This window comes from Rivihabitans pingtungensis, assembly GCF_003201855.1.
Taxonomy (GTDB): Bacteria; Pseudomonadota; Gammaproteobacteria; order Burkholderiales; family Aquaspirillaceae; genus Rivihabitans; species Rivihabitans pingtungensis.
In genome coordinates, this window is sequence record NZ_QJKI01000002.1 from 229,024 (window position 1) to 251,214 (window position 22,191).

19 protein-coding genes are annotated in these 22,191 nt (G+C 61.2%); 7 read left to right on the top strand and 12 right to left on the bottom strand.

Annotated elements, in window-relative coordinates; genetic code table 11:
- Together DFR34_RS03040 and DFR34_RS03045 are read left to right on the top strand one after the other, a co-directional pair.
- Positions 1–3,241 (top strand): phage tail protein (locus tag DFR34_RS03040; protein WP_110389680.1); only part of this gene is annotated, 3,241 nt, incomplete at its 5' end.
- Between the two features lie 45 nt (positions 3,242–3,286).
- Entirely contained in the window at positions 3,287–3,910 is a 624-nt protein-coding gene (locus DFR34_RS03045) for a hypothetical protein (RefSeq protein WP_110389681.1), read from the top strand.
- A gap of 178 nt (positions 3,911–4,088) precedes the next feature.
- Here DFR34_RS03045 and DFR34_RS03050 read toward each other — a convergent pair whose 3' ends face one another.
- The 7 genes from DFR34_RS03050 to DFR34_RS03080 form a co-directional block, all read right to left on the bottom strand.
- Positions 4,089–5,060 (bottom strand): GlxA family transcriptional regulator, encoded by a 972-nt coding sequence (locus DFR34_RS03050; RefSeq protein ID WP_110389682.1) that lies wholly within the window; start codon positions 5,058–5,060, stop codon positions 4,089–4,091.
- A 34-nt stretch (positions 5,061–5,094) separates the two neighbouring features.
- Positions 5,095–5,988 carry an EamA family transporter gene (locus DFR34_RS03055; protein ID WP_110389683.1) on the bottom strand — a complete coding sequence of 298 codons (894 nt, stop codon included), beginning with the start codon at positions 5,986–5,988 and terminating at the stop codon, positions 5,095–5,097.
- A gap of 211 nt (positions 5,989–6,199) precedes the next feature.
- On the bottom strand, positions 6,200–7,009 hold the full coding sequence (locus DFR34_RS03060) for a helix-turn-helix transcriptional regulator (protein ID WP_110389684.1): 810 nt from the start codon (positions 7,007–7,009) through the stop codon (positions 6,200–6,202).
- Positions 7,006–7,551 carry a YbhB/YbcL family Raf kinase inhibitor-like protein gene (locus tag DFR34_RS03065; protein ID WP_110389685.1) on the bottom strand — a complete coding sequence of 182 codons (546 nt, stop codon included), beginning with the start codon at positions 7,549–7,551 and terminating at the stop codon, positions 7,006–7,008. Before DFR34_RS03065 ends, DFR34_RS03060 begins: the two co-directional genes overlap by 4 nt.
- Positions 7,552–7,648: 97 nt before the next feature.
- Positions 7,649–8,212 (bottom strand): isochorismatase family protein, encoded by a 564-nt coding sequence (locus DFR34_RS03070; protein ID WP_110389686.1) that lies wholly within the window; start codon positions 8,210–8,212, stop codon positions 7,649–7,651.
- A gap of 399 nt (positions 8,213–8,611) precedes the next feature.
- Complete coding sequence (locus tag DFR34_RS03075; protein WP_110389687.1) at positions 8,612–9,352, bottom strand: beta-ketoacyl-ACP reductase; 741 nt, start codon at positions 9,350–9,352, stop codon at positions 8,612–8,614.
- Positions 9,353–9,832: 480 nt separating this feature from the next.
- A complete protein-coding gene (locus tag DFR34_RS03080; RefSeq protein WP_110389688.1) occupies positions 9,833–11,437 on the bottom strand; it encodes an ABC-F family ATPase in 1,605 nt (534 codons plus the stop codon).
- Between the two features lie 340 nt (positions 11,438–11,777).
- Here DFR34_RS03080 and dapA point away from each other — a divergent pair, with 340 nt between their 5' ends.
- A complete protein-coding gene (dapA, locus tag DFR34_RS03085) occupies positions 11,778–12,653 on the top strand; it encodes a 4-hydroxy-tetrahydrodipicolinate synthase (RefSeq protein WP_110389689.1) in 876 nt (291 codons plus the stop codon).
- An 18-nt stretch (positions 12,654–12,671) separates the two neighbouring features.
- A complete protein-coding gene (bamC, locus tag DFR34_RS03090) occupies positions 12,672–13,805 on the top strand; it encodes an NlpB/DapX family lipoprotein (RefSeq protein ID WP_110389690.1) in 1,134 nt (377 codons plus the stop codon).
- A gap of 376 nt (positions 13,806–14,181) precedes the next feature.
- Here the strand turns inward: bamC and DFR34_RS03095 are convergent, their stop codons facing one another.
- Together DFR34_RS03095 and DFR34_RS03100 are read right to left on the bottom strand one after the other, a co-directional pair.
- Positions 14,182–14,421, bottom strand: coding sequence for a hypothetical protein (locus tag DFR34_RS03095; protein WP_110389691.1), 240 nt, complete (start codon positions 14,419–14,421; stop codon positions 14,182–14,184).
- 273 nt (positions 14,422–14,694) lie between these two features.
- The gene (locus DFR34_RS03100; protein WP_170121685.1) at positions 14,695–15,816 is read right to left on the bottom strand and encodes a ribosomal protein uL16 3-hydroxylase; all 1,122 of its coding nucleotides are present in this window, start codon (positions 15,814–15,816) and stop codon (positions 14,695–14,697) included.
- Between the two features lie 126 nt (positions 15,817–15,942).
- Between DFR34_RS03100 and DFR34_RS03105 the strand changes: the two genes are divergently transcribed.
- A complete protein-coding gene (locus DFR34_RS03105) occupies positions 15,943–16,434 on the top strand; it encodes an FKBP-type peptidyl-prolyl cis-trans isomerase (protein WP_110389693.1) in 492 nt (163 codons plus the stop codon).
- 192 nt (positions 16,435–16,626) lie between these two features.
- Here DFR34_RS03105 and rph read toward each other — a convergent pair whose 3' ends face one another.
- On the bottom strand, positions 16,627–17,343 hold the full coding sequence (rph, locus tag DFR34_RS03110; RefSeq protein WP_110389694.1) for a ribonuclease PH: 717 nt from the start codon (positions 17,341–17,343) through the stop codon (positions 16,627–16,629).
- A gap of 72 nt (positions 17,344–17,415) precedes the next feature.
- Positions 17,416–17,688, bottom strand: a complete 273-nt coding sequence (locus tag DFR34_RS16735; RefSeq protein WP_146215040.1) for a hypothetical protein — start codon at positions 17,686–17,688, stop codon at positions 17,416–17,418.
- Between DFR34_RS16735 and DFR34_RS03115 the strand changes: the two genes are divergently transcribed.
- Positions 17,675–18,541 (top strand): YicC/YloC family endoribonuclease, encoded by an 867-nt coding sequence (locus tag DFR34_RS03115; protein WP_110389695.1) that lies wholly within the window; start codon positions 17,675–17,677, stop codon positions 18,539–18,541. The genes DFR34_RS16735 and DFR34_RS03115 overlap by 14 nt on opposite strands.
- A gap of 47 nt (positions 18,542–18,588) precedes the next feature.
- On the opposite strand, the gene DFR34_RS03120 is transcribed toward DFR34_RS03115, so the two are convergent.
- Entirely contained in the window at positions 18,589–20,898 is a 2,310-nt protein-coding gene (locus tag DFR34_RS03120; protein ID WP_158281724.1) for a PAS domain-containing sensor histidine kinase, read from the bottom strand.
- Positions 20,899–21,445: 547 nt separating this feature from the next.
- Here DFR34_RS03120 and DFR34_RS16740 point away from each other — a divergent pair.
- Positions 21,446–22,191, top strand: a 746-nt coding sequence (locus DFR34_RS16740; protein WP_146215041.1) for a hypothetical protein, incomplete at its 3' end; no start/stop codon positions are given.

Genomic DNA, 22,191 nt, shown 5'->3' on the forward strand with positions numbered 1-22,191 from the left:
GCGCATCCTGGCCAATCTGGAACTGGGCCGCCGTCGGGTGGTGAACAACCTGCAATACACCTACCCCAACGCCACCCTGGCGCGCAGCAACTGGACCATCAACGCCGGCGAAGCCGTCTGCCAGGCGGGTGGCGTTTACTTTGCCCGCCGCCTGCGTCTGGTGGAAGGCGATGTGCATCGCGTGTATATCCGCGCGCTGACCGCTGCTGGCGCGCCGCAACTGGCCTGGCGCGCCGACGGCGGTGAGTTCGCCACGGCGCCGCTGGTCAGCCAGCGTCTGGTGGATAGCACCTGGACCGACTACGGCTTTGACGTGCCGGCCGGTGAATACTTCTATCTGCGCGTGCAGACGCCGCTGGCTACCCGCATCAAGAGCATGGTGGCCTGCAATACCCTGCATGAAGTGCGCGTGCTGACGGCGCCGGTGATTGTTGGCCAGCAAGCCGTGCCCGGCCAGCCGGTTTCGCTGCTGGCCAGTGCGCAAAGCCGGCTGGTGGGCGGCCACATTGCCCGCTTTGATGTCAGCCGTGACGGCGTGCTCAGCCAGTGGCCGGCCAGCAACAACAGCGCTGTCATCACCCTGACTTTTCAGGGGGCGATCGGGGAAACCCGCTCCCTGGTGGTGGTGGCAGTGGACGACCTGGGCAATCGCAGTGCTCCGACCGTGCACACTATCACCCTGGCCGACGACATTACCCCGGCGGCGCCCAGCATCACCAGCCCGGTGGCCGGCGCCACCAGCATCAGCCTCTCACCTGTGCTGAGCGCCAGCGCTTTTGCCGTGGCCAATGCCAGCCATGCCAGTACCGACTGGCAAATCCGTGCCGCCGACGGCCAGAGCGTGGTCTGGCAATCGCTGGCCGACACCAGCCACCTGACCAGCATCAGCGTGCCTGGTGGCACCCTGCTGCCCAATACCAGCTATCAAGCCTGGGTGCGCTATCACACCGGCAGCGGTGTACTCTCCGCCTGGGGGCACAGCGCCTTCACCACGGTGGTGCAAGTGAACGCCCCGCCGGGCGAAGTGGTGTTTTCCACACCGGGAACCTACACCTGGACCGTGCCCGACGGCGTGACCAGCGCCAGCGCGCTGGTGGTGGATGGCTCGGGTGGGGATGTGGCGTTCGGGCCGTTGGCGATTGCCGGCAATGGGTTTTCCATGCAGGCAACCTCCCTGCCTGCGGTCGATAATTGGTCCTGCGTGTGCTATGGCAATGGGCAATTCATGGCTGTGGCGACTGGCAGCGGGGCAGTCGCCATTTCTCCGGATGGGGTGAACTGGACATCACAAGCCTTGCTCTCTGGTATCAGCTGGGCATCCATTTGCTACGGCAATGGTCTGTTCGTTGCCATTTCCAATGGGCCGAGCTCTATTTTTGCCACTTCGGCAGATGGCCTGGATTGGAATCTGAGCCCGCTGCCTGGTGGCGCCAACTGGCGCGACATCACTTACGGCAACGGGACGTTCGTGATGGTGTCTGGCAATTCGATGTCCGGTGGCAGCACACTTGCCGCTACCTCAGAAGATGGTTTCACCTGGACCTTGCAGGCACTGCCGGCCTCGATGATGTGGAAGACCGTCTGCTATGGCGAGGACATGTTTGTGGCGCTGGCCAGCAACAGCAGTCAGATTGCCGCATCCTCGCCCGATGGGGTGAACTGGGCCCAGCGAAGCCTGCCGGCCGCGGCCAATTGGCGCTCGGTGGATTACGGCAATGGTATTTTTGTGGCTATCAGCGATAGCAACAGCAGCCTGGTGGCGGTATCCACCGACGGGCTCACCTGGCAGGTGCACACCTTGCCGGTGGCGGATAATTGGCGTGATATCAGCTACGGCAATGGTGTGTTTGTCGCCATGAGCAGCAACGGCACAGTGGCTACCACGGTGGATGGCATCCACTGGACTCAGCAGACGGTGCTGGCTATCGGCAATGCCAACTGCATCGCCTACGGCAATGGCAGATTTGTTGCCTTGGGTTTTGATGGCGATGCCGCCACTCTCACCGCTGGCCCCACCGTCACCCACGCCGATGCCACCCTCACCAGCAGCAACGGCTTCAGCCTGACCGCGCCCACCAGTGCCGGCAGCTACGGTGTTTCTTCCGGCGTGGCCGCCTACGATAACGACATGCCGCTGACCCCCGGCGCGCAAATCACCGTCACCGTCCCCGGCCCGGATGGCGCGGTGCGGGTGATCTGGGGCGCCGGACGCAGCTTTCCGAACAATGCCGCCAGTGCCGGCACGCAGATCGGCATCGTGCTGGTGGCCGAAGGCGGTGGCGCTGGCCAGTGGCAGCGCGTAGATGGCAATTTCAACCCGGTGAACTACCCGTTCGGCGGTGCCTTCTTCAACAGCCACCCCACCTACGCCGGCATTGTTGACCAGACCATCGATGGCCAGGCCATGGTGAAAGTGCCGAAATTCTGGTTCAAAACCGGCAACGTGCCCAGCGGCCAATACGCCGGCAAGCGCTATTGGATGATCTCCGACCAGCCCGCCCCCGGCTTTGCCGTGCATCCGGCGTTCATGAACTATGGTGCTGAAGTGCCCCAGTATTGGCTGGGCAAGTATCAAGGCACGGCGGATGGCGGCAAGCTGGGCTCGCAGGCTGGGCTGATGCCGCTGACCAATCTGGACTTCCCGACCATGCAAGCGCGGGCCGTGGCGCGCAATGTGTACGGGGTGAACGGCTTCATGATGTGGAGCATTTACCAACTGGCGGCAGTACAGATGCTGTGCCTGATCGAGATGGGGAGCAGTGATAGTCAGACGGTGATTGGCAGTGGCAATGTGGACTATTCTGGCATGGGCGTGTTGTCAGTGAATCATGCCACAGTTGCAACAGCCACATGGCGCGGGATCGTTGGGCTATGGGGGAATGTGTTGCAGATGGTGGATGGTTTGCAGAGTAGTGCAAATGCAAAATACATGATCTGGGACAAGAACGGAAACAGGTCTTTGCAGACCAGCGGCCAAGTGGTGCCACAAACAGGTTACGCGACCACAATGGCTACCGCTGCCAGTCAATACTACGATCTGGCCAGTATCTTTGCCGCGTCTAACGCGGCAGCGTATTCCAGCGATGGTGCCTATGGTGACAGTATCCATCTGTCTGGTGCCGGCATTGCGTGGCATGGTGGCGCATCGCATACCTCTGATGCGGGCCTCTTTTATCTGGATATTGGTGAAGACGCGGCGTATTCGGCCGATTCTCTCTCTACCCGCCTCGCCAAATACTAACCCTTACCCACTCCGCCCCCATGCGGGGCGGGTCAGGAGTACATCATGCAGATCAATGGCAATACCCTTACCCTGGACGACGGCCGCACCATCGCCCTGCCGAAATACCCGACCGCCAGCCGCGTGAAAGTCTGGCGCGTGCCGGCGGAATACCGCGCCGACGGCGTGTTTATCTCTATCACCGGCCCCGGCCTGGCAGCGGAAGACATCCCGGCGTGCAATCTGGCCGATTGCACAGTGATCGGCGAGCTGGATTACCCGGCGGACGACGGCGCCGCACTGGAAGCCGCCCGTGCGCAGCGGCTGGAGCTGGCGCGCGCCAGTGTGGAAGTGGCGCGCCGGCTGAGCCTGGCCGACACGCCGGTGCTGGAACAGCAAACCTGGTCTACCCAACTGGCCGAAGCCCAGGCGCTGGCCGCCTGGCGCGCCACGCCGGAAGCCTTGCCGGCCGAGGTGGCTCCGCTGCTGACCGCGCTGGCGGCGGCGCGTGCTCAGGGTGAAACCGTGTTTGCTCTGGCCGACAAGGTGCTGGCGGCGGCCAGCCGGCATGTGGCGGCGGCAGCGCCGCTGGTGGGCGCCTGGCAGCGCATCGAGCGTCAGCTGCGCCAGGCCGACACGCTGGAAGCACTGCTGGCGGTGGACCTGCGCTTTCCCGAGCCGCAGGCATAATGTAGCCGCCGAGCTTGCTTAAGCGCCGCTCACAAACGCTTCTGGCGGTTTGTACGCACGCCTGGCCAGGATGGCTGCGCTGAGTGTGGTGAGCGATGCCAAGCAAGCGATCTTGATACGGGATAACGCCCCTGGTGTGTTGGACACCAGGGGCGTTTTGTTGCCCGCCAAAAACGGCTCAGGCGCGGGTGCGCACTGCGCCGGGCGAGAGGTGCTCGAACTTTTGCCACACCCGGCGCAGGCTGCGCGCCGAGCCAAAGCCGGCTTGCTGGGCGGCGCATTCCACGCTTTCGCCGCGCTCCAGCCGCTCGCGCGCCAGCGCCACGCGCAGGCGGTGCTGATAGTCGATGATGCTCAAGCCGGCATGCTGGGCAAACAGCCGCGCCAGATGGCGCGGGCTGACGTGCACACGCTCGGCCAGCTCGCTGACCGGCCAATGGCGTTGCGGGTCTTGTGCGATCAGGTCTTGCGCGCGGTGCACGGCCGGGTGCAGGTGGTTGCGGTTGGCCAGCCAGGGCGACAGCTGCGCATCGTTGCCTTCGCGGCGCAGGTAGACCACCATTTCCCGCGCCACTGCCAGCGCCACCGCCGGGCCGGCGTGGCGGGCAATCAGGTGCAGCGCCAGGTCCACCCCGGCGGTGACGCCCGCGCTGGTGTGAATCGGGCCGTCTTCCACAAAAATGCGGTTTTCCAGCACATCGGCCTTGGGCGATTGCTGGGCCAGCCGGGCGGTGAGGGTGTGGTGAGTGGTGCAGCGCCGGCCATCCAGCAGGCCGGCCATGCCGGCCAGCAGCGCGCCGGAACAGACGCACACCAGCGTGTGCTGATTGGGGCGGAATGTGCGCTTGAGCCAGTCGCGGGTGGCCTTGGCGGCCGGCAAGGTGTAATCCTTGGCGGATTCGGTCACCCCGGACAGCATCACCCAGGCGCCTTCCGGCAGGCTGTCCGGCAAGGGGTCGATGGTGTGGATGGGCAGCCCCAGCGAGTTGGCCGGGGCGGCGTCCGGGCCAATGTAGCGCAGGCGAAAGCGGCCGCCATAGTCATTGGCCAGCCGGAAAGCTTCGGCGGCGCCGGCAAAATCCAGCAGCAAAAAGCGCGGCTGCAATACGCAGTAAATCTCGATTTCCGGCGGAGTGGGCCACTGGGCCATGATGCTTCGCTCCTTGGCGGCCTACCCGCTTCCGTCATGCCGGCCGACGCAGCCGGGCAAACAGGGAACCGCCTGATAAATGAATGAGCAATCCGGTCAGCACACAGGCGCTGCCGGCCAACTGCTGCATGGTCAAACGTTCGTCCAGCAGCCACGAGGCTGAACACAGCCCCACTGCCGGCACCAGAAGCGAAAACGGTGCCACCTTGCCGGCCGGGTAGCGGGTCAGCAGCCGGCTCCATACGCTGTAGCCCACCAAGGTGGCGATAAACGCCAGGTACAGCACCGCCAATCCGCCGCGCCAGCTCAGGTCAGCCAAGGCTGCGCCAATCCGCACTGGGCCTTCAAACAGCAGGGATGCCGCCAGCAGTGGCAGCGGCGGCACCAGGCTGGCCCACACCACCAGCGCCAGGGTGTCCGGCCGGTGGCCGGCCTGGCTGGCGCGGCGCACCACCAGATTGGACAGCGCCCAGGACAAGGCCGCCGCCAAGGTCAGGGCAAAGCCCAGCATCGTCATGTTTGCGCCATGGGTGGAGGCAATCAGCCATAAACCGACACTGGCGCACAACAAACCCGACAAAGACGCCAGGGCAATGCGCTCGCCCAGCCACAGCCCGCCCAGCAGCAGGGTGAAAAACGCCTGCGCCTGCAACACCACCGAGGCCAGCCCGGCCGGCATGCCGTAGGCCATGGCGGAAAACAGCAAGCCAAACTGACCCACGCCCATGCTCAGCCCGTAGGCCAGCACATAAGGCCATGGCAACGCCGGACGGGCAATCAGCCAGCCCGCCGGCAGCGCCGCCAGCACAAAGCGCAGGCCGCCCAGCAACAGCGGCGGCAGGTCGTGCACGCCCCATTTGATGACAACAAAATTGACTCCCCACACCCATACCACCAACAGGGCGGCGGCAATATCCCGGAATGACATGAATGGTCCTGTTCTGTATGGCAGCGCACTCGGATGGGGCGGCTGCTAGGGCGTGATGCGCCACGATAATCAAAGCGGCGCTAAGAGTCGCTCACAAAACCCAGCGAAGCGGCCCTGGCTAGGCGTGTGACCGCAGACAGTACAAGCAGTACGGCAAGGTCACACAACAACGCCAGGGGGTTTTGTTAGCGGCTCTAAAGAAAAAAAACGCTCACCCGGCCGGCAGGGTGGCACGCAGGGCACTGGGCGACAGGCCATAGCGCTGACGAAACGACACGGCAAAGCGCGAGGCGCAGTCGTAGCCGCATTCGGCGGCAATGCGCGCTACCGGCCAGGGGCTGGTTTGCAGCAGCATCAGCGCCTGGCCCAGCCGGCACTCGCGCAGGATGTCGCTGAAGGCGGCGCGCTCGCGTGCCAATTGCCGGCGCAAGGTGGCGGCGCTGCAATGCAGCTGGGCGGCCACCTGGTCGGCGCGCCAGTCGGCGCCAGGTTTGGCCAGCAGCAGGCGGCGCACCCGCTCGCTCACCGCCAGGCTGGCCGCTGGGCGCAAGGCGGCGCCGTGGCCGGCCAAGGCCAGCGCCAGCAGCAGCTCTTCCAGCCGGTGCGCCAGCACGCGCGCGTCGGTGGGCGTCTCCCAACCGTGCATGGCGTGCGCCCACACTTCAGCCAGCATCGGCGTCACCGCCACACAGGGCGGCGGCGGCGCGCCATGCAGCAGGCCGGCTTCGCGCACGGCAAAGTGCTCCACCAGGGTCGGGTCCAGCGTCAGGCATTCCGAACGAAAACGCCCCGCCCCTGGCTGATTGCATACATCCATCACGCTACCGGCCGGGGCCAGCAGCAAGGTGGCGGCGTGTGCCAGCATGCGCTGACCACCGTGGCAGATTTCTTTGGCGCCTTCGCGCACCCGCACCAAGGTCAGCCGGGGAAAGCGCACCGCACGCACGCGTTGCTCGCGGGCGGCGCGAAACTCGATCCAGCTGGCCACGCCAGGCACATGCAGGCTGGCGCGCGCGTTCATCGGCTGTAGTGCACGGTCAGTTTCGCCTGGCCCAGCGCATGCTGGCGCAGCATATAGCCGGTCAACGCGCCGCTGGCTTCGCCATCCAGCGGCAGGCTGGCCACGTCCAGCGCCCAGACGGTGAACTGATAGCGGTGCTTGCCGTGGCCCGGCGGCGGGCAGGCGCCGCCGTAGCCGGGTTTGCCAAAGTCGGTACGGGTTTGCACGGCCCCGGCCGGCAGGCCGTCGGCGCTGGCGTTGCGCGGCAGCTCGCGCACGCTGGTCGGCAGATTGACCACTTGCCAGTGCCACCAGCCGCTGCCGGTGGGCGCGTCCGGGTCGTACACGGTGATGGCAAAGCTGCGGGTGTTGGCCGGCGGCGCGCTCCAGCGCAGCGCAGGTGACTGGTTGCCGCCTTCGCAGCCAAAGCCCTTGAACACAAACGTATCAGCCATGCGCTGGCCGGCGTTGAGATCCGGGCTGCTCAGCGCAAATTTATCCGCCAGCGCTGGGGTGCTCAGGCACAGGGCGACCAGCGCCGGGCAAAGAAGGGTGGCTCGCATGAAAATCTCCTGATCTATTCGGGTGAAGGAGCCATCAGTATCGCCTGCGCCAGCGCATGGCGCAGTGCGTCAGCGCGCAGGCAGTGTGCGGCAGCGCTCAATCTGCGTCCAGCCTGGCCAGTGCCTGCTCGACGCTGCACACTTGGGCAAAGCGCTCGGCCAACACCAGCTCGGTGCGCGCGCGGATGTCGGCGGCGCTGTAGTGTGCGCCGCTGAGCGGATGGCGCATGGCAAAAGTCAGCGTGGCCGGGCTGACAAAATCGACTTCATAGCCCAAATCCGACGCCACCCGCGCGCTGGTTTCGCAACATTGCTCACTGCGGATGCCGGCAATCAATACCCGGCGGATGCCCCGCCCGCGCAGCCAGCGGTCCAGCCCGGTGTCGGTAAAGGCGTTGTGCACGTGTTTGTCGATACGCGCCTGCTCGGCAAATGCCATCAATCCATCCAGTGGGCGCACCAGCCCACTGGCCAGGGCAAAGGCGCCGTCGTCTTCCACATGAAACACCCGCACAATTGGCACACGGCGCTTCAGGCAGCCAGCAATCAGCGTATTGCACGCGGCCAGAAAAGCCGGCACATCTTGCGCGTCCCAATAGGGGCGGACAGTAAACGACTGTTGTACGTCAATCAATAGCAGGGCGGTGTCGGCAGCAGGCATGGTCGCACATTCCGGGTGGACAGGAGATGACGACAGTGTAAAAGGGCTGAGTGAGTGTGTCGGCGCCGGGGCGGGACAGGATGCGGACCAAAACGGACATTTATTACCGCACGCAAGCAACTCTGACGTTGTGTTACGGGTTTGCCATGAGAGTCGCTTACAAAACCCAGCGAGGCGGCCCTGGCCAGGCGTGTGACCGCAGACAGTACCGGCAGGACGGCAAGGTCATGCCACAAGGCCAGGGGGGCGGCGCTAAATTGGTACGGTCTGCGGTCGTGCGCATTGTGCTGAGTGTTGTGCGCAGTGCTTGCGATGCATGGGATTTGGTGGGCGGAAAAAACAAAAAACCCCTTGTGGCGACACAAGGGGTTTTTTTGCGAGACCAGTAATCGGCGAGGATTACAGGGTCAGGCCGCCAGTGATTTCGATCGCTGCGCCGTTGATGTAGCTGGCTTCGTCGGAGGCCAGGAAGGCGTACAGGTTGGCGATTTCTTCCGGCTGGGCCATGCGCTTCATCGGCACGCGGTCTTCCATGGCCTGGATGACTTTTTCCGGCATGGCCTTCAGGATCGGGGTGGCAACAAAGCCCGGGCACACGGCGTTGGCGCGGATGCCCTTCTTGCCCAGTTCCTTGGCCCAGGTCTTGACGAAACCGATCACGCCAAACTTGGTGGCGGCGTAGTTGGTCTGGCCGAAGTTGCCATACACACCCACCACGGAGGAAGCGTTCAGGATCACGCCGCCGCCTTGGGCCACCATGGTGTCAACCACGGCCTTGGCGCAGTTGTACACGCCACGCAGGTTGATGTCGATCACCAGGTCGAACTGCTCGTCGGTCATCTTGGTCAGCTGGGCGTCTTGCACGATGCCAGCGTTGTTCACCAGCACGTCGATGCGGCCAAAGCGGGCCTTGACGTCAGCGACCATGTCGTTGATTTGCGACTTGTTGGTGACGTTGACGATGTAACCCACGGCTTCGCCGCCGGCGGCCTTGACTTCGTTGACGGTGGCGTCGATCGTTTCCTGGTTCAGGTCACACACGGCGACGATGGCGCCTTCTTGTGCGAACTTCAGAACGGTAGCTTTGCCAATGCCGCTGGCGCCGCCGGTGATGATCGAAACTTTACCTTTCAAACGCATGGCGAAATCCTTAAATCTAGAGGGGTTGGGATAAAGCATGTCCGGCCTTCCATCAGGAAGGGCCGGACCCGCTCTCACTCCACCATCGACCTTCAGCTGTGCTGTATTTTGGGTCGTTATTATCGTTGTTATATGTTTTTGTTGTGTTGCAGCCGCTATCTTGCGGTTGGTTTCTCCTCTACCGGGCAGCGTGGCCCGAAGAATGGCTGCAATATACCGCAGCCTTACGCAGGGGTAAAGCGTTAACTCTAAAATCCGATTCACGTATATTGACGCTTGCGTCAGTTTATTTGTTTACGTTTACGTAAACGTTTGTGCAAATCTTCCGTAAGCGGAAACTGGCTTGATAACCCCCCGCTCGCCACGCCCAAGGCCGTCAGCCTGGGCAGCAGAGAAAGATTCGCCATCCAAAACAACACGGCCCGCGCCGTTGCCGGTCGCGGGCCGTGTGTCAGGCAGTCAAGCCCAGTGGGCGCTTGCTTATTCAATGCCCTTGCTGGCCAGATAGTCCTCGTAGCCGCCGGTGTAGTAGTCGTAGCCGCCCTTGCCGTCCAGCTCCAGAATCTGGGTGGCCAGCGAACTGACGAACTCACGGTCGTGCGAGACAAAAATCAGCGTGCCCTTGTACTTTTCCAGCGCCATGTTCAGCGATTCGATCGACTCCATATCCATATGGTTGGTCGGTTCGTCCATCAGCAGCACATTCGGCTTTTGCAGAATCAGCTTGCCGTACAGCATGCGGCCCTTTTCGCCGCCGGACAGCACGCGCACGTTTTTCTTCACGTCGTCGCCGCCAAACAGCAGGCGGCCCAGCGTGCCACGCACCACTTGTTCGTCGTCGCCTTCCTGCGTCCACTGGCGCATCCACTCGGCCAGATCATAATCCAGGTCAAAATCGGCCTCGTGATCCTGGGCAAAATAGCCCGGGTTGGCTTTTTCTGCCCACTTGATGCGGCCTTGATCCGGCTGCAGCTCATTCACCAGCATTTTCATCAGCGTGGTCTTGCCCGAGCCGTTGGGGCCGATGATGGCCAGGCGCTGGCCGGCGTCCAGAATCAGGTTGAGATTATGAATCAGCGGCTTGTCGTAAGACTTGCTCACGCCGCTGATGTCCACCGCCTGACGGTGCAGCTTGTCTTTGTCTTCCATCTCAAAGCGGATGTACGGGTTTTGCCGCGACGACGGCTTGACCTCGACCATCTCGGCCTTGAGCTTGTCCACCTGCTTCAGGCGGCTGGTGGCCTGGCGGGCCTTGGATTTATTGGCCGAGAAGCGGGCGACAAAGTCCTGCAACTCGCCAATGCGCTCCTTGGCCTTGGCGTTGGACGACAGCAAACGCTCGCGCGCCTGCGCCGAGGCCAGCATGTAATCATCGTAGTTGCCCGGATAGATGCGGATTTCACCGTAATCCACGTCGGCCATATGGGTGCACACCGAGTTCAGAAAGTGGCGGTCGTGCGAGATGATGATCATGGTGGAGTTGCGCTGGTTCAGCGTGTTCTCCAGCCAGCGGATGGTATTGATGTCCAGGTTGTTGGTCGGTTCGTCCAGCAGCAGGATGTCCGGGTTGGAAAACAGCGCCTGCGCCAGCAGCACGCGCAGCTTCCAGCCGGGGGCCACTTCGCTCATCGGGCCAAAGTGCTGTTCCACCGGAATGCCCACGCCCATCAGCAGCTCGCCGGCGCGCGCCTCGGCGGTGTAGCCGTCGTATTCGGCAAACTTGCCTTCCAGCTCGGCTGCGCGCATGTAGTCGTCTTCGGTGGCTTCCAGGTTGGCGTAAATCGCGTCGCGCTCGCTCATCGCCGCCCACATCTCGACATGACCTTGCAACACCACATCAATGACGCGCTGTTCTTCGTAGGCGAATTGATCCTGGCGCAGCTTGCCCAGGCGCAGGCCGTTCTCGATGGACACCGCGCCCTGGGTGGGCTCAAGGTCGCCGCCGAGAATCTTCATGAAGGTGGACTTGCCGCAGCCGTTGGCGCCGATCAGGCCATAGCGGTTGCCGTCGCCGAACTTGACCGACACCTTCTCGAACAGCGGCTTGGCGCCAAACTGCATGGTGATGTTGGAAGTGGTAATCACTGGAAATCCTTGCTGAACAATCTGTTGAGTACAGAAAAACGTATCATTTTAGCACAGCCGGCGCGGGTGAGCCTGCGCGGCGCGCAAGGCCAGATTTGGCGCGGGATTTCCCCAGCGCATGAGCACGCATTAGGCCGACAAGCGCCCACTCTTATCCCAGGATAAACAAGAGCAGGCGCACCGCATGCCGCACAGAAGCATGAGGAATCCAGCCACGCAGCGGCGGCTTGCCGTCATGCAGTCAAAACTCATTCCATCCCGGCCTGATTGCGGCGGTTTGCCATGAACGGTGATTGGGCTACAATCCTGTGCTTTGTATCCCGTCAAATAGGCAAACAGTATGCTTACCGGAAGTCTGGTCGCGATTGTCACCCCCATGGCTGAAGACGGCAGCGTCGATTACGCTGCGCTTGACCGCCTGGTGGATTTCCACATCGAAAACGGCACCAGCGGCATTGTCGCTGTCGGCACCACGGGCGAATCGGCCACCCTGGCGGTGGACGAGCACCTGAAAGTGGTCGAATCGGTGGTCAAGCGCGCCAACAAACGGGTGGCGGTGATTGCCGGAACGGGCGCCAACTCCACCCGTGAAGCCATTGAGCTGACCGAAGCCGCCGCCAGCCTGGGCGTGGATTCGGCGCTGTCGGTTGTGCCTTATTACAATCGCCCGACGCAAGAAGGCATGTATCAGCACTTCAAGGCGATTGCCGAGGCATGCCCGCTGCCGCTGATTCTGTACAATGTGCCAGGTCGCACTGTGGCGGATATGTCCAACGACACCGCGCTGCGTCTGGCGGAAATCCCCAATATCATCGGCATCAAGGACGCCACCGGCAATCTGGAGCGCGCTTGCGATCTGGTGCGCCGCGCGCCGGCCGATTTTGCCTTGTACACTGGCGACGACGCCAGCGCCATGGCCTTTATGCTGTGCGGCGGTCACGGCGTGATTTCGGTCACCGCCAACGTGGCGCCCAAGCTGATGAGCGAGCTGTGCCGCGCGGCGCTGGCTGGCGATTGCCTGGGCGCGCGCGCCATCAATGATCAGTTGCAAGGCCTGCACAAGCAGCTGTTCATCGAAGCCAACCCGATTCCGGTCAAGTGGGCCATGGAGCGCATGGGGTATATTCCCTCTGGCATCCGTCTGCCGCTGACCCGCCTGTCCGAGGCTTGCCAGCCGGTGGTGGAAGCCGCCATGCGCCAGGCCCAGGCCCTTTAACTCGTTCACGGAGCCGTGATGAATTTTCGCCACGCCAGCTTGATCCTCTCCGCCTCGCTGCTTGCCAGCGCGTGCAGCAGCACCGGCTTGTTCGACAAGAAAATCGACTACAAGTCCGCCGAGAACGCCGCCAAGAATCGGCTGGAGGTGCCGCCGGATCTGACCCGGCCGCAGCTGAACAACAACTACGCGCTGCCGGGCGCCAGCTCGGTGAGCGCCCAGCAGCTCAACCAGCAGGCGCAAGCCAATCTGCTCAATAAAAACCCGTCCAATGTGCTGATCGACATCCCGGTGGCGCGTATGGAGCGCGCCGGCCAGCAGCGCTGGCTGGTGGTGCAGAAAAAGCCGGAAGAACTCTGGCCGCTGCTGAAAGAGTTCTGGATCGACAACGGCTTCATCCTCAAACAGGATGCTCCGGAAATCGGCGTGATGGAAACCGACTGGGCGGAAAACCGTGCCAAGATTCCGCAGGATGGCATCCGCAATCTGCTGAGCAAGGTGGGCCTGGACAATGTCTACTCGACACCGGAGCGGGATAAATTCCGCGCCCGCATCGAGCGCACCAATGCCGGCACCGAGGTGTATTTCAGCCATCGCGGCATGTATGAAACCTTCGTCAATGAAGGCAAGGCAGAAACCATGTGGCAACCGCGCCCGGCCGACCCCGAGCTGGAAGCCGAAATGCTCGGTCGTTTCATGATGCGCATGGGCATCTCGGAAGAGAAGGTCAAACTGGCGGCCCAGAAACCGGATGCCAACCAGCCGCAGCGCGCCAGCGTGCAAGGCGAAGCCGTGCTGGTGAACGATGCCTTTGATCGTGCCTGGCGTCGTACTGGCCTGGCGCTGGATCGCATTGGTCTGTTGGTGACCGATCGTGACCGTTCGCAAGGCGTGTACTACATTCGTCCGGCACAGGCCGAAATGGACAAGAGCGACGAGTCTGGTGGCTTCTGGTCCAGCCTGCTGTTCTGGCGCAGCAGCGACAAGCCGGCCTCGGCCAAGGCGCCGCTGGCGGGTGGCGACTATCAGGTTCGGGTGAAAGCGGTGAATGACAGCAGCAGCCAAGTGCTGGTGCTGGACAAAAATGGCCAGGCACTGCCGGCCAATGTCAGCCGGCCGATGTTGGCCCGCTTGCAGCAACAATTGCAGTAAGCTGCCACGCCGTCAGGCGTGTATCTGTTCTGCCACAGGGCGTTCCATCTGGGACGCCCTGTTGTTTTTCAGCCACGGCTAGGCCGTGTGGACGCAGGACGAATGGTGCATTGCACTTTTCTGGTGCGCACCACCGTGTGGCGGAGGGGCGTGTGGTGATCAGCGTGCGGGCGGGGCGCTGACTGGCTGGCGATGTTCAACTTCGCATGTCCGCCGTGTGGCGTCTTGCGTTTGTGCGCATGCCGGATGGGCAGTACAACAGGGGGGGGCGATTTTTGGTCAGATGCGGCAGGCATTAAATGCCTGGCTACACAATTAGCATAAAAAAAAGCCGACCCGTAGGTCGGCTTTTTGCGCATTCAGCGCGAAGCAGGAATTACTGCTTCTTTTCTTCGGCCGGAGCGGCAGCCGGAGCAGCCGGGGCAGCAGCGTCAGCGGCCGGGGCAGCCGGAGCGGCCGGGGCAGCAGCGTCAGCGGCCGGAGCAGCCGGAGCCGGAGCAGCGGCCGGGGCAGCAGCTTCAGGTGCCGGTGCCGGTGCCGGAGCGGCTTCTTCTTTTTTGCCGCAAGCGGACAGGGCAACGGCCAGCAGGGCAGCGACGAGGAGCGATTGTTTCATTATCAGTACCTTCGAATAAAAGTAGCGTTGGACAAAACACGTCGGGGCAGAAAGCTCAGCGGATGACGACCCCGACCGACTGCAAGATTGTAGCACGAAAAAAAGCTCGGAAAAGATGCAAGCCGAAAAAAGGCGGACTTTACCGCGCATGCACTTCCCAGGCGCACACCATGACGCGTTGTGCACTGCCTTGGTTCTATTAAGTCACATCTTTTCCGAATATGAAAGCATATTGATGCAGCGCAACATGTTCTGTCGCGCTCATGCAACAGTTCAGTGCACGTGCCAGAAACCATGCAGATAACCGTCGTACAGCGCCTCGGTCAGCGTGTCCGGATACACCCCGGCGGCCAGCCGGCGCCGATTGGCCAGCGCCTGCCAATGGGGGCGGTCGGACTCGGCGATTTCCAGGCGCTCACCGTTGGCGTACACCCCGCTCTCGGTGAACAGAATCTGGCTTTTCAGGTCCAGGCGCAGGCCGTTTTCTGCCAGCGTCTGGGCGAACTCATCCTCGTCCAGTTCTTCTTCCGGCGCATCGTAAAACACATGCGCCTTCGGCTCGGTCAGATAATGGCCGAGAAAATCCGTTACCGTGTCGCGGTCCCACTGAATGGCCTGCAACATGGCGCTGACTTGCTCGACCATGTCCGCACCGATGCGGCCGGGCTCGGCAATCGGCGCCAGATTCGGGTCGGCGTACATGCCGTCGCAGCACAATCTGTCCTGCAAATACACCAGAAACTGGGTGACCATTTCCTGGCGGGTGGGCGCGCGAAAGCCGATCGAGTAGGTCATGCCCGGCTCCAGCGCCACGCCGTAGTGTGCGTACTTGGGCGGCAGATAAAGCATATCGCCGTGCCCAAGTTCCCAGGTTTGGTCGGCGTCAAAGCGCTGCAAAATCTTCAGCGGCGCGCCGTCCACCAGCGAGACGTCTTCCTGGCCGGAAATCTGCCAGCGCTTGCGCCCGCCCACTTGCAGCAAAAACACATCATAAGAATCAAAATGCGGGCCCACCGTGCCGCCTGGCGGCGCATAGCTGATCATCAAATCATCCAGCCGGGCGTAGGGCAGGAAATCAAACCGCCACAAAATATCGGCAATATGCGGCAGGTGGTGGTTGACGCTTTGCACCAGAATGGTCCAGTCGCTGTCCGGCAGCTTGGCCAGCCGGCGCGCCGACAGCGGGCCGTGCTCGACTTTCCAGCGGTCTTGCCGGTATTCGATCAGTCGCGATTCCACATCATCGCGGCTGGCCAGTTCGCTTAACCAGGCAAAATCCACGGGCTGACCCACATCGGGAATCGCCTGGCGGATCAGCAGGGGGGCCTTTTGCCAGTAGTCACGCAGAAAGGTTTCTGCGTCCATGCCCCCAAGGATGTCAATTGCTTTGTTCATGCTTTGTCGCCCGACCGCGTGGCGGCGAGGCGCTCCTGAATGGTTTACAATGCGAACCATGCAGCCACCCAGCAGGGCGCTGTCCGGCGGGGAACTCCCCGCAAATTTCTTCAAGAAGGTTCTTCAATGCAAATCGTTAAAAATACCGTGGTGACGCTGCACTACGAAATGTACGACTCCGAAAACACGCTCGTGGACAAAACCGAAGCCGACGAGCCGATCAGCTACCTGCACGGCGGCTACGACGGTATTTTCCCGCTGGTGGAAGAAAAACTCCACGAGAAGAAAGCCGGCGACAAAGTGGACGTGCTGATGCAGCCTGACGATGCCTTTGGCGACTACGAAGCCGAACTGGTGCGCGTGGAGCCGCTGGACGTGTTCCCCGACGACGTCGAGCTGACCGTCGGTATGGTGTTCGAAGCTGACGATCCGGAAACCGGCGATGTGCTGATGTTCCGCGTCACCCAGATCGCCGACGGCAAAGTGGTGGTGGACGCCAACCATCCGCTGGCCGGTCAATCGGTGCGCTTTGTCGCCACCGTGGCCGATGTGCGCCCGGCCAGCCCGGACGAAATCTCGCATGGTCACGCCCACGGCGAACACGGCCATCATCATTGATGTTGGCTGATTCCGTCACGGAATCGCGCGATGAAGCAAACAGCCGCCGTAGGGCGGCTGTTTGCATAGAGCCGCTCACAAAACCCAGCGCAGCGATCCTGGCGAGGCGCGCGACCGTAGACAGTACAACAAGTACGGCAAGGTCGGGCAACGACGCCAGGAGGGTTGTGTGAGCGGCTCTTATGGGCGGTGTCAGTCTGCCAGCGCTGCCTTTTGCAGCGCCACCAATTCGGTAATGCCTTGTTCCGCCAGCGCCAGCAATTGGGCCATTTCTTCGCGACTGAACGGTGCGCCTTCTGCCGTGCCCTGGATTTCGACAAAGCCGCCAGCGCCGGTCATCACCACATTCATGTCGGTGTCGCAGGCGGAATCTTCCGGGTAATCCAGATCCAGCACCGGCTGGCCCTGATACACGCCCACCGACACGGCGGCGACATGATCCAGCAGTGGCGATTCGCTCAGCGCGCCGCGCGCCAGCAAGCCGGCGATGGCGTCATGCAAGGCCAGCCAGGCGCCGCAGATGCTGGCGGTGCGGGTGCCGCCGTCGGCCTGGATCACATCGCAATCAATGACAATCTGCCGTTCGCCCAGTTTTTTCAGGTCCACCACCGCGCGCAGGCTGCGGCCGATCAACCGCTGGATTTCCTGGGTGCGGCCGCTTTGCTTGCCGCTAGCGGCTTCGCGCTTCATGCGGCTGCCGGTGGAGCGCGGCAGCATGCCGTATTCGGCCGTCACCCAGCCCTGGCCCTTGCCCTTGAGAAAACCGGGGACGTTTTCTTCCACACTGGCGGTGCAAATCACTTGCGTGTCGCCAAAACATACCAGCACCGAGCCTTCGGCATGGCGGGTGAAGTGGCGGGTAAAACGCACCGGACGCAGGGCGTCGGCAGAACGAAGAGAGGGGCGCATGGCGATCCTGAGCAAGAAAAATGCAGATTATACAAAACCTTGACAGCTCGCGCGGTAGCCATGTCAAGTTAGCTATATGGCATTTTTCTTGATCTGGATGCTAACACCCGGAACAGCGTGGATGTTATAGTGAAATCCGGCGCCTGAATTGATCGTCTCATTTCCGGGCCGCTTGTTGATCCCGTCCCTGGTTGGCGGGCTTGTGACCGGCTGAATGGCGGCGAATACCCCTGCCGATGCCGCAATTCCCTTGCTGTTCATGCTCATGGCGCCACTGCTGGCGCGCGGGCGGGCAGAAGGGGTATGGGCCGCTTTTTGTGGAGTTTTCTTGATGATTTTGAGCATGACCGGTTTTGCCTCGACCAGCCGGGAGTTTCCCGGTGGTTTGCTGGCGATGGAACTGCGTGCGGTCAACCACCGCTATCTGGACGTACAACTGCGCCTGCCGGAAGAACTGCGGGTAATCGAGCCGCAATTGCGCGAGCAAATCGCCGCTGCGGTCAGCCGCGGCAAGCTGGAGTGCCGGGTGACGCTGGCCCAGTCCGGCAGCGATGCCCCGCGCATGGAGCTTAACCCGCTGGTGCTGGACAGCTTGCTGGACGTCGTCGCCCAACTGAAGGCGCGCCTGCCTGGCGCCAAAGACCTGGGCACGGGCGAGCTGCTGCGCTGGCCGGGCGTGCTCAACAGCAACAGCCTGCAACCCGAAGCGCTGCAACAGCTGTGCCTGGGCCAGCTCTCGGCCTTGCTGGCCGATTTCAACGCCACCCGCGCGCGCGAAGGCGAAAAACTGGCGGATATTCTGCGCTCGCGCATCACCGCCATTGAAACCATCGTTGCCCACGTCAAGCCCAAGCTGCCGGCCATTCTGTCGGCCTGGCAAGCCAAGCTCAGCAGTCGCCTGCAAGAGGCGCTGGGCAGTGTGGACGACGACCGCCTGAAGCAGGAGTTCGCCCTGTTCGCGCAAAAAATCGACGTGGACGAAGAGCTATCCCGTCTGGTGGCGCATCTGTCTGAAGTCAAACGCATCCTCAAGCAGGGCGGCCAGGCCGGCAAGCGGCTGGATTTCCTGATGCAAGAGCTCAACCGCGAAGCCAACACCCTGGGCTCGAAGTCTGTTTCTACGGAAACCACGCAGGCTTCGGTTGAGCTGAAAGTGCTGATTGAGCAAATGCGCGAGCAGATTCAGAACATCGAATAAGCCTCATCGGCGCAGACCACTGCGCCGCGGGTTGAGCGTTGCCGCTCTTAATTCAGCGGCAACTCCAACCAAAACACACATCCTCCCTCCGACTTGGGGGCATGGCCGAATTCACCGCGATGGTATTCAATGATCGAGCGGCAGATATTCAACCCAATGCCCATGCCCTCTTGCTTGGTGGTGAAAAACGGCGTGAACAGCTGTTCGGCCACGGCAGGATTCAGGCCCGGCCCATTGTCGCTGACGCTCAGCCGCATGCGCTCGCCTTGGCGGTGCGCCGTCAAAGTCAGCGTGGGCCGCGCCACCTTGCCATCGCGCATCGCCTCGACGGCATTATTCACCAGATTCAACAACACCTGCTCCAGCAACACCCGGTCGGCATCCAGCGTCAAGCCATCATCGCATTCGATATGAAACGCCACCCGATGCTGGCTCAGCATGGGCCCGGCCAGCGTCAGCGTGTGCTCCAGCAGCTCGCTGACCGCCAGCCGCGCCAGCTTGGGCTCGCGTTTTTTCACAAAGGCGCGAATGCCGTGGATGATCTCGCCGGCGCGACGCGCCTGGCGGGCAATTTTGTCCAGCGGCGCCGCCAGTTGCACCGCCGGCAGCGCCGGGGTTTGCTCGATGCGGTTCAGGCAGCCGGCGGCATAGCTGGCAATCGCCGCCAGCGGCTGGTTCAGCTCGTGCGCCAGGCTGGAGGCCAGCTCGCCCATGGTCATCAGCCGGGCAGTGGTTTGCAGTTTTTCGGCTTGCAGGCGCTCGCGCTCGGCAAACGCCCGCGCCTCGGTGATGTCGGCGTAAATGCCCAGCCAGGCCGGTTCGCCATCCACCCATTCAATGCGTCGGCGGTGCAGCTGATACCAGCGCGTGCTGCCATTGAATTGCAAATCACAGTCCACCACATCGGCCAACGGGCCAATACCTTCATCATCCGGCCACGGCAGCACCACGCAGAATGGCGCGTCCTCGCTGGCGCGCACCATGTTTTCTTCAAAGGCACGATTGGAGAACAATAATTGGCGATCTTCGCAGCGGCTGACGCACACCGCCGCATCCAGGCCGTTGAGCACGGTGCGAAAGCGCTGGTGCGCCTGGGCGATGGCTTCGCGCTTTTTTTTCAGCTCGGTGATGTTGTACATCGACGCCAGCCAGCCGGTTTGCTGATTCAGGTGATTGATCAGCGGCGTGGCGTACAGCCGCACCCAGAATGATTCGCCGTCGGCGCGCAGGAAAGGCAATTCAAAACCGTGCGGTGGCATGTCGCCGGCCAGGGTGGCAGAAACAAAACCGTGCAATTCGTCCAGATGTTCGGTGGGCCAGAAGGTATAAGGCGGCGTCTGGCCAGTCAGTGCCTCGGCCGTGCGCCCGGTCATCTCGCAAAACGCCCGGTTGACCCGCACGATGGTGCCGCGCGGATCCATCACGATCAGGCCGTTTTTCATTGAGTCTTCCATCGCTGCGCGCAAGGCCATTTCTTCGCGCAGCATGGATTCCACCTTATGGCGGCGGCGGATGTGCTGGCGGATTTTCCACAAACTCACCCCCAGCAACAGCAATAACAAACCCATCAGCCCGGCCAGCAGCGGAAACGCCAGCCCCATGCCCAGGTGGTAGGCGGTGGCGCGCAGGCGCAGGCCATTGCCTGGCGGGGTGAAGTCGATTTCATGCCACAAGCTGCCTGGCCGTTCGCCCACGGTGAACTTGGCGGCAATCACCTTGCCACCCAAATCGACAATGGCGATTTGATATTTCTGGCCAATCCACCACGGCACTTCATGGTGCAGCATGCCCGGCAGGCTGTAACTTAATCGCACGCTGCCGGCAAAGCGGTGGTCACGGTACACCGGTGCTTCCAGATCGACCCGAGCTTGCTTGTCCAGGCTGTAATACACATTGCTGAATGCCGGCTGACCCTGGCGGCGCGCCACGTCAAAGGCATCGCGCTCTTCAAAGCTGGCCAGCGGCTGGCGACGGTGCTCGGCCTGAAACTGGCTGGGGGCGCGTGCTTCTACCTGACCCTGGGCATTGAGTAGTTCAACAGAAAGAATTTCCGGGTTTTCCCGCAAGATCAGTTCACTGGCGGCCTGAAAACGATCTTCGTCCAGCGTACCCTCGCCCACCTCACTGGCGGTGCGCACCGCCCAATCCTGTTGCTCGGTCAACTGCGAGCGCATGGATTGCTCCAGCCACAGAATGTCCTGAATCAGGCTGTCACGGCGCTCGTCCTGCCAATCAAAAAACACCACATAAAACATGCCGCCCAGCGACAGCACAAAAGCAATCAATACCGCCGCCGGCAGCCACAGCAGCCAGCGCGCCTGTTCAACGCGGGGGAAAAAACGTTTGCCAGCCGGCATCTTGGCCTCATCACACATGCAATGGCGCCATTGTAGGCCAGGTCGGACGCCGTGGGGATAGATCAAATGAGCACAATAGCCATGGCCGTTCATTTATCGCACTCGCAAAACTCAGCGAAGCGCGCTGGGTTTCAGAATGTGCTGACAAAATTATTCTTCCCGCGAAGGCAAGAGTCCGGGGTTTTATTTTACTGGGGTGCGTTTTTATAAACTATCGTTTTGTTGAATAAAAGGGTGTGTCTTTATAGAAATGTATCAGGGCTTTTATTTTGATTGGTTTTTTGGTGTCAATGCTTTTTATCGGTGGCTCAGCTTTCTTTCAAGTGGTGCTATCCTAGGTGCCCAGTATGCGCAAAAATACTTATCGTAAATTCACCTAAAACTCGTGCTGAGAACGCGTGGTGCAGCCAGTATTTATACTGAGTAATCGTGCTTTTTGGCAGAAAGCGAACAAAACGCATGACTTTTTACCGCGAGAGGCTTGCCAGCCGTGGCTTGTCTCTGGCAGGCTTTAAAAAGCGACATCTTCTTTTCAAGAGGCTACATCATGAAGCATGTGTCAAGTTCTGCCAGCCAGATTACCACGCAGACATTATCTGCCTATCGCGAGGCCAATAAGAATGCCGAGAAAACTCAGACAGGATCAACTGCCAGTGGCACAAGCCTAAATCGCAGCGATGTGACTGTGTCCAAACAAGCTTATACCCAGGCTAAGTTTGATTCGTATGAGACGATGGATCGTAATGCCCTAAAAAAAAGAGGGATTGAGCTATTAGATCAACTATCTATTTCCGGCTCAAAGAAAGCCAATGCCGAAGTGCCGAATTCTGATGATCCAGTGCGTTTGGCTAGGGCAAAGCAAGCAACGGCTTTTATTTGTGGTCTTCATGGCTCTAACTTTGAAAGCCATGCAAAAAATCCTTTTGCAGGACTCTCATCTGATGATTTAAGTAAAATTATTTATGATGATTCAGGTGCGTATACAATTAATGAACGATCAGCTGCTTTGAGTGAGCAGCAAAAGCAAAGATATAACTATTGGGCACCGATTATTAACGAAGCCTTTTCTTCTGGAGACTATAGAAAATTATACCGTTCGGCTATTGAGTATCATGACAAATTGTCTCCTATCGAAAAATCATTTGCGCCAGCTGGCTATCGAGCAAATCTGGTTGGCTGGCTTGAGGATGAGGAGCGGAAGTTTGGGAAGTTAGATGGCGCGGCTAACGCACTTTTACCGGCCTCAATACATTCTAATGCAGACAAACAGAAAAGTGTGCAAGAGCTATCAAG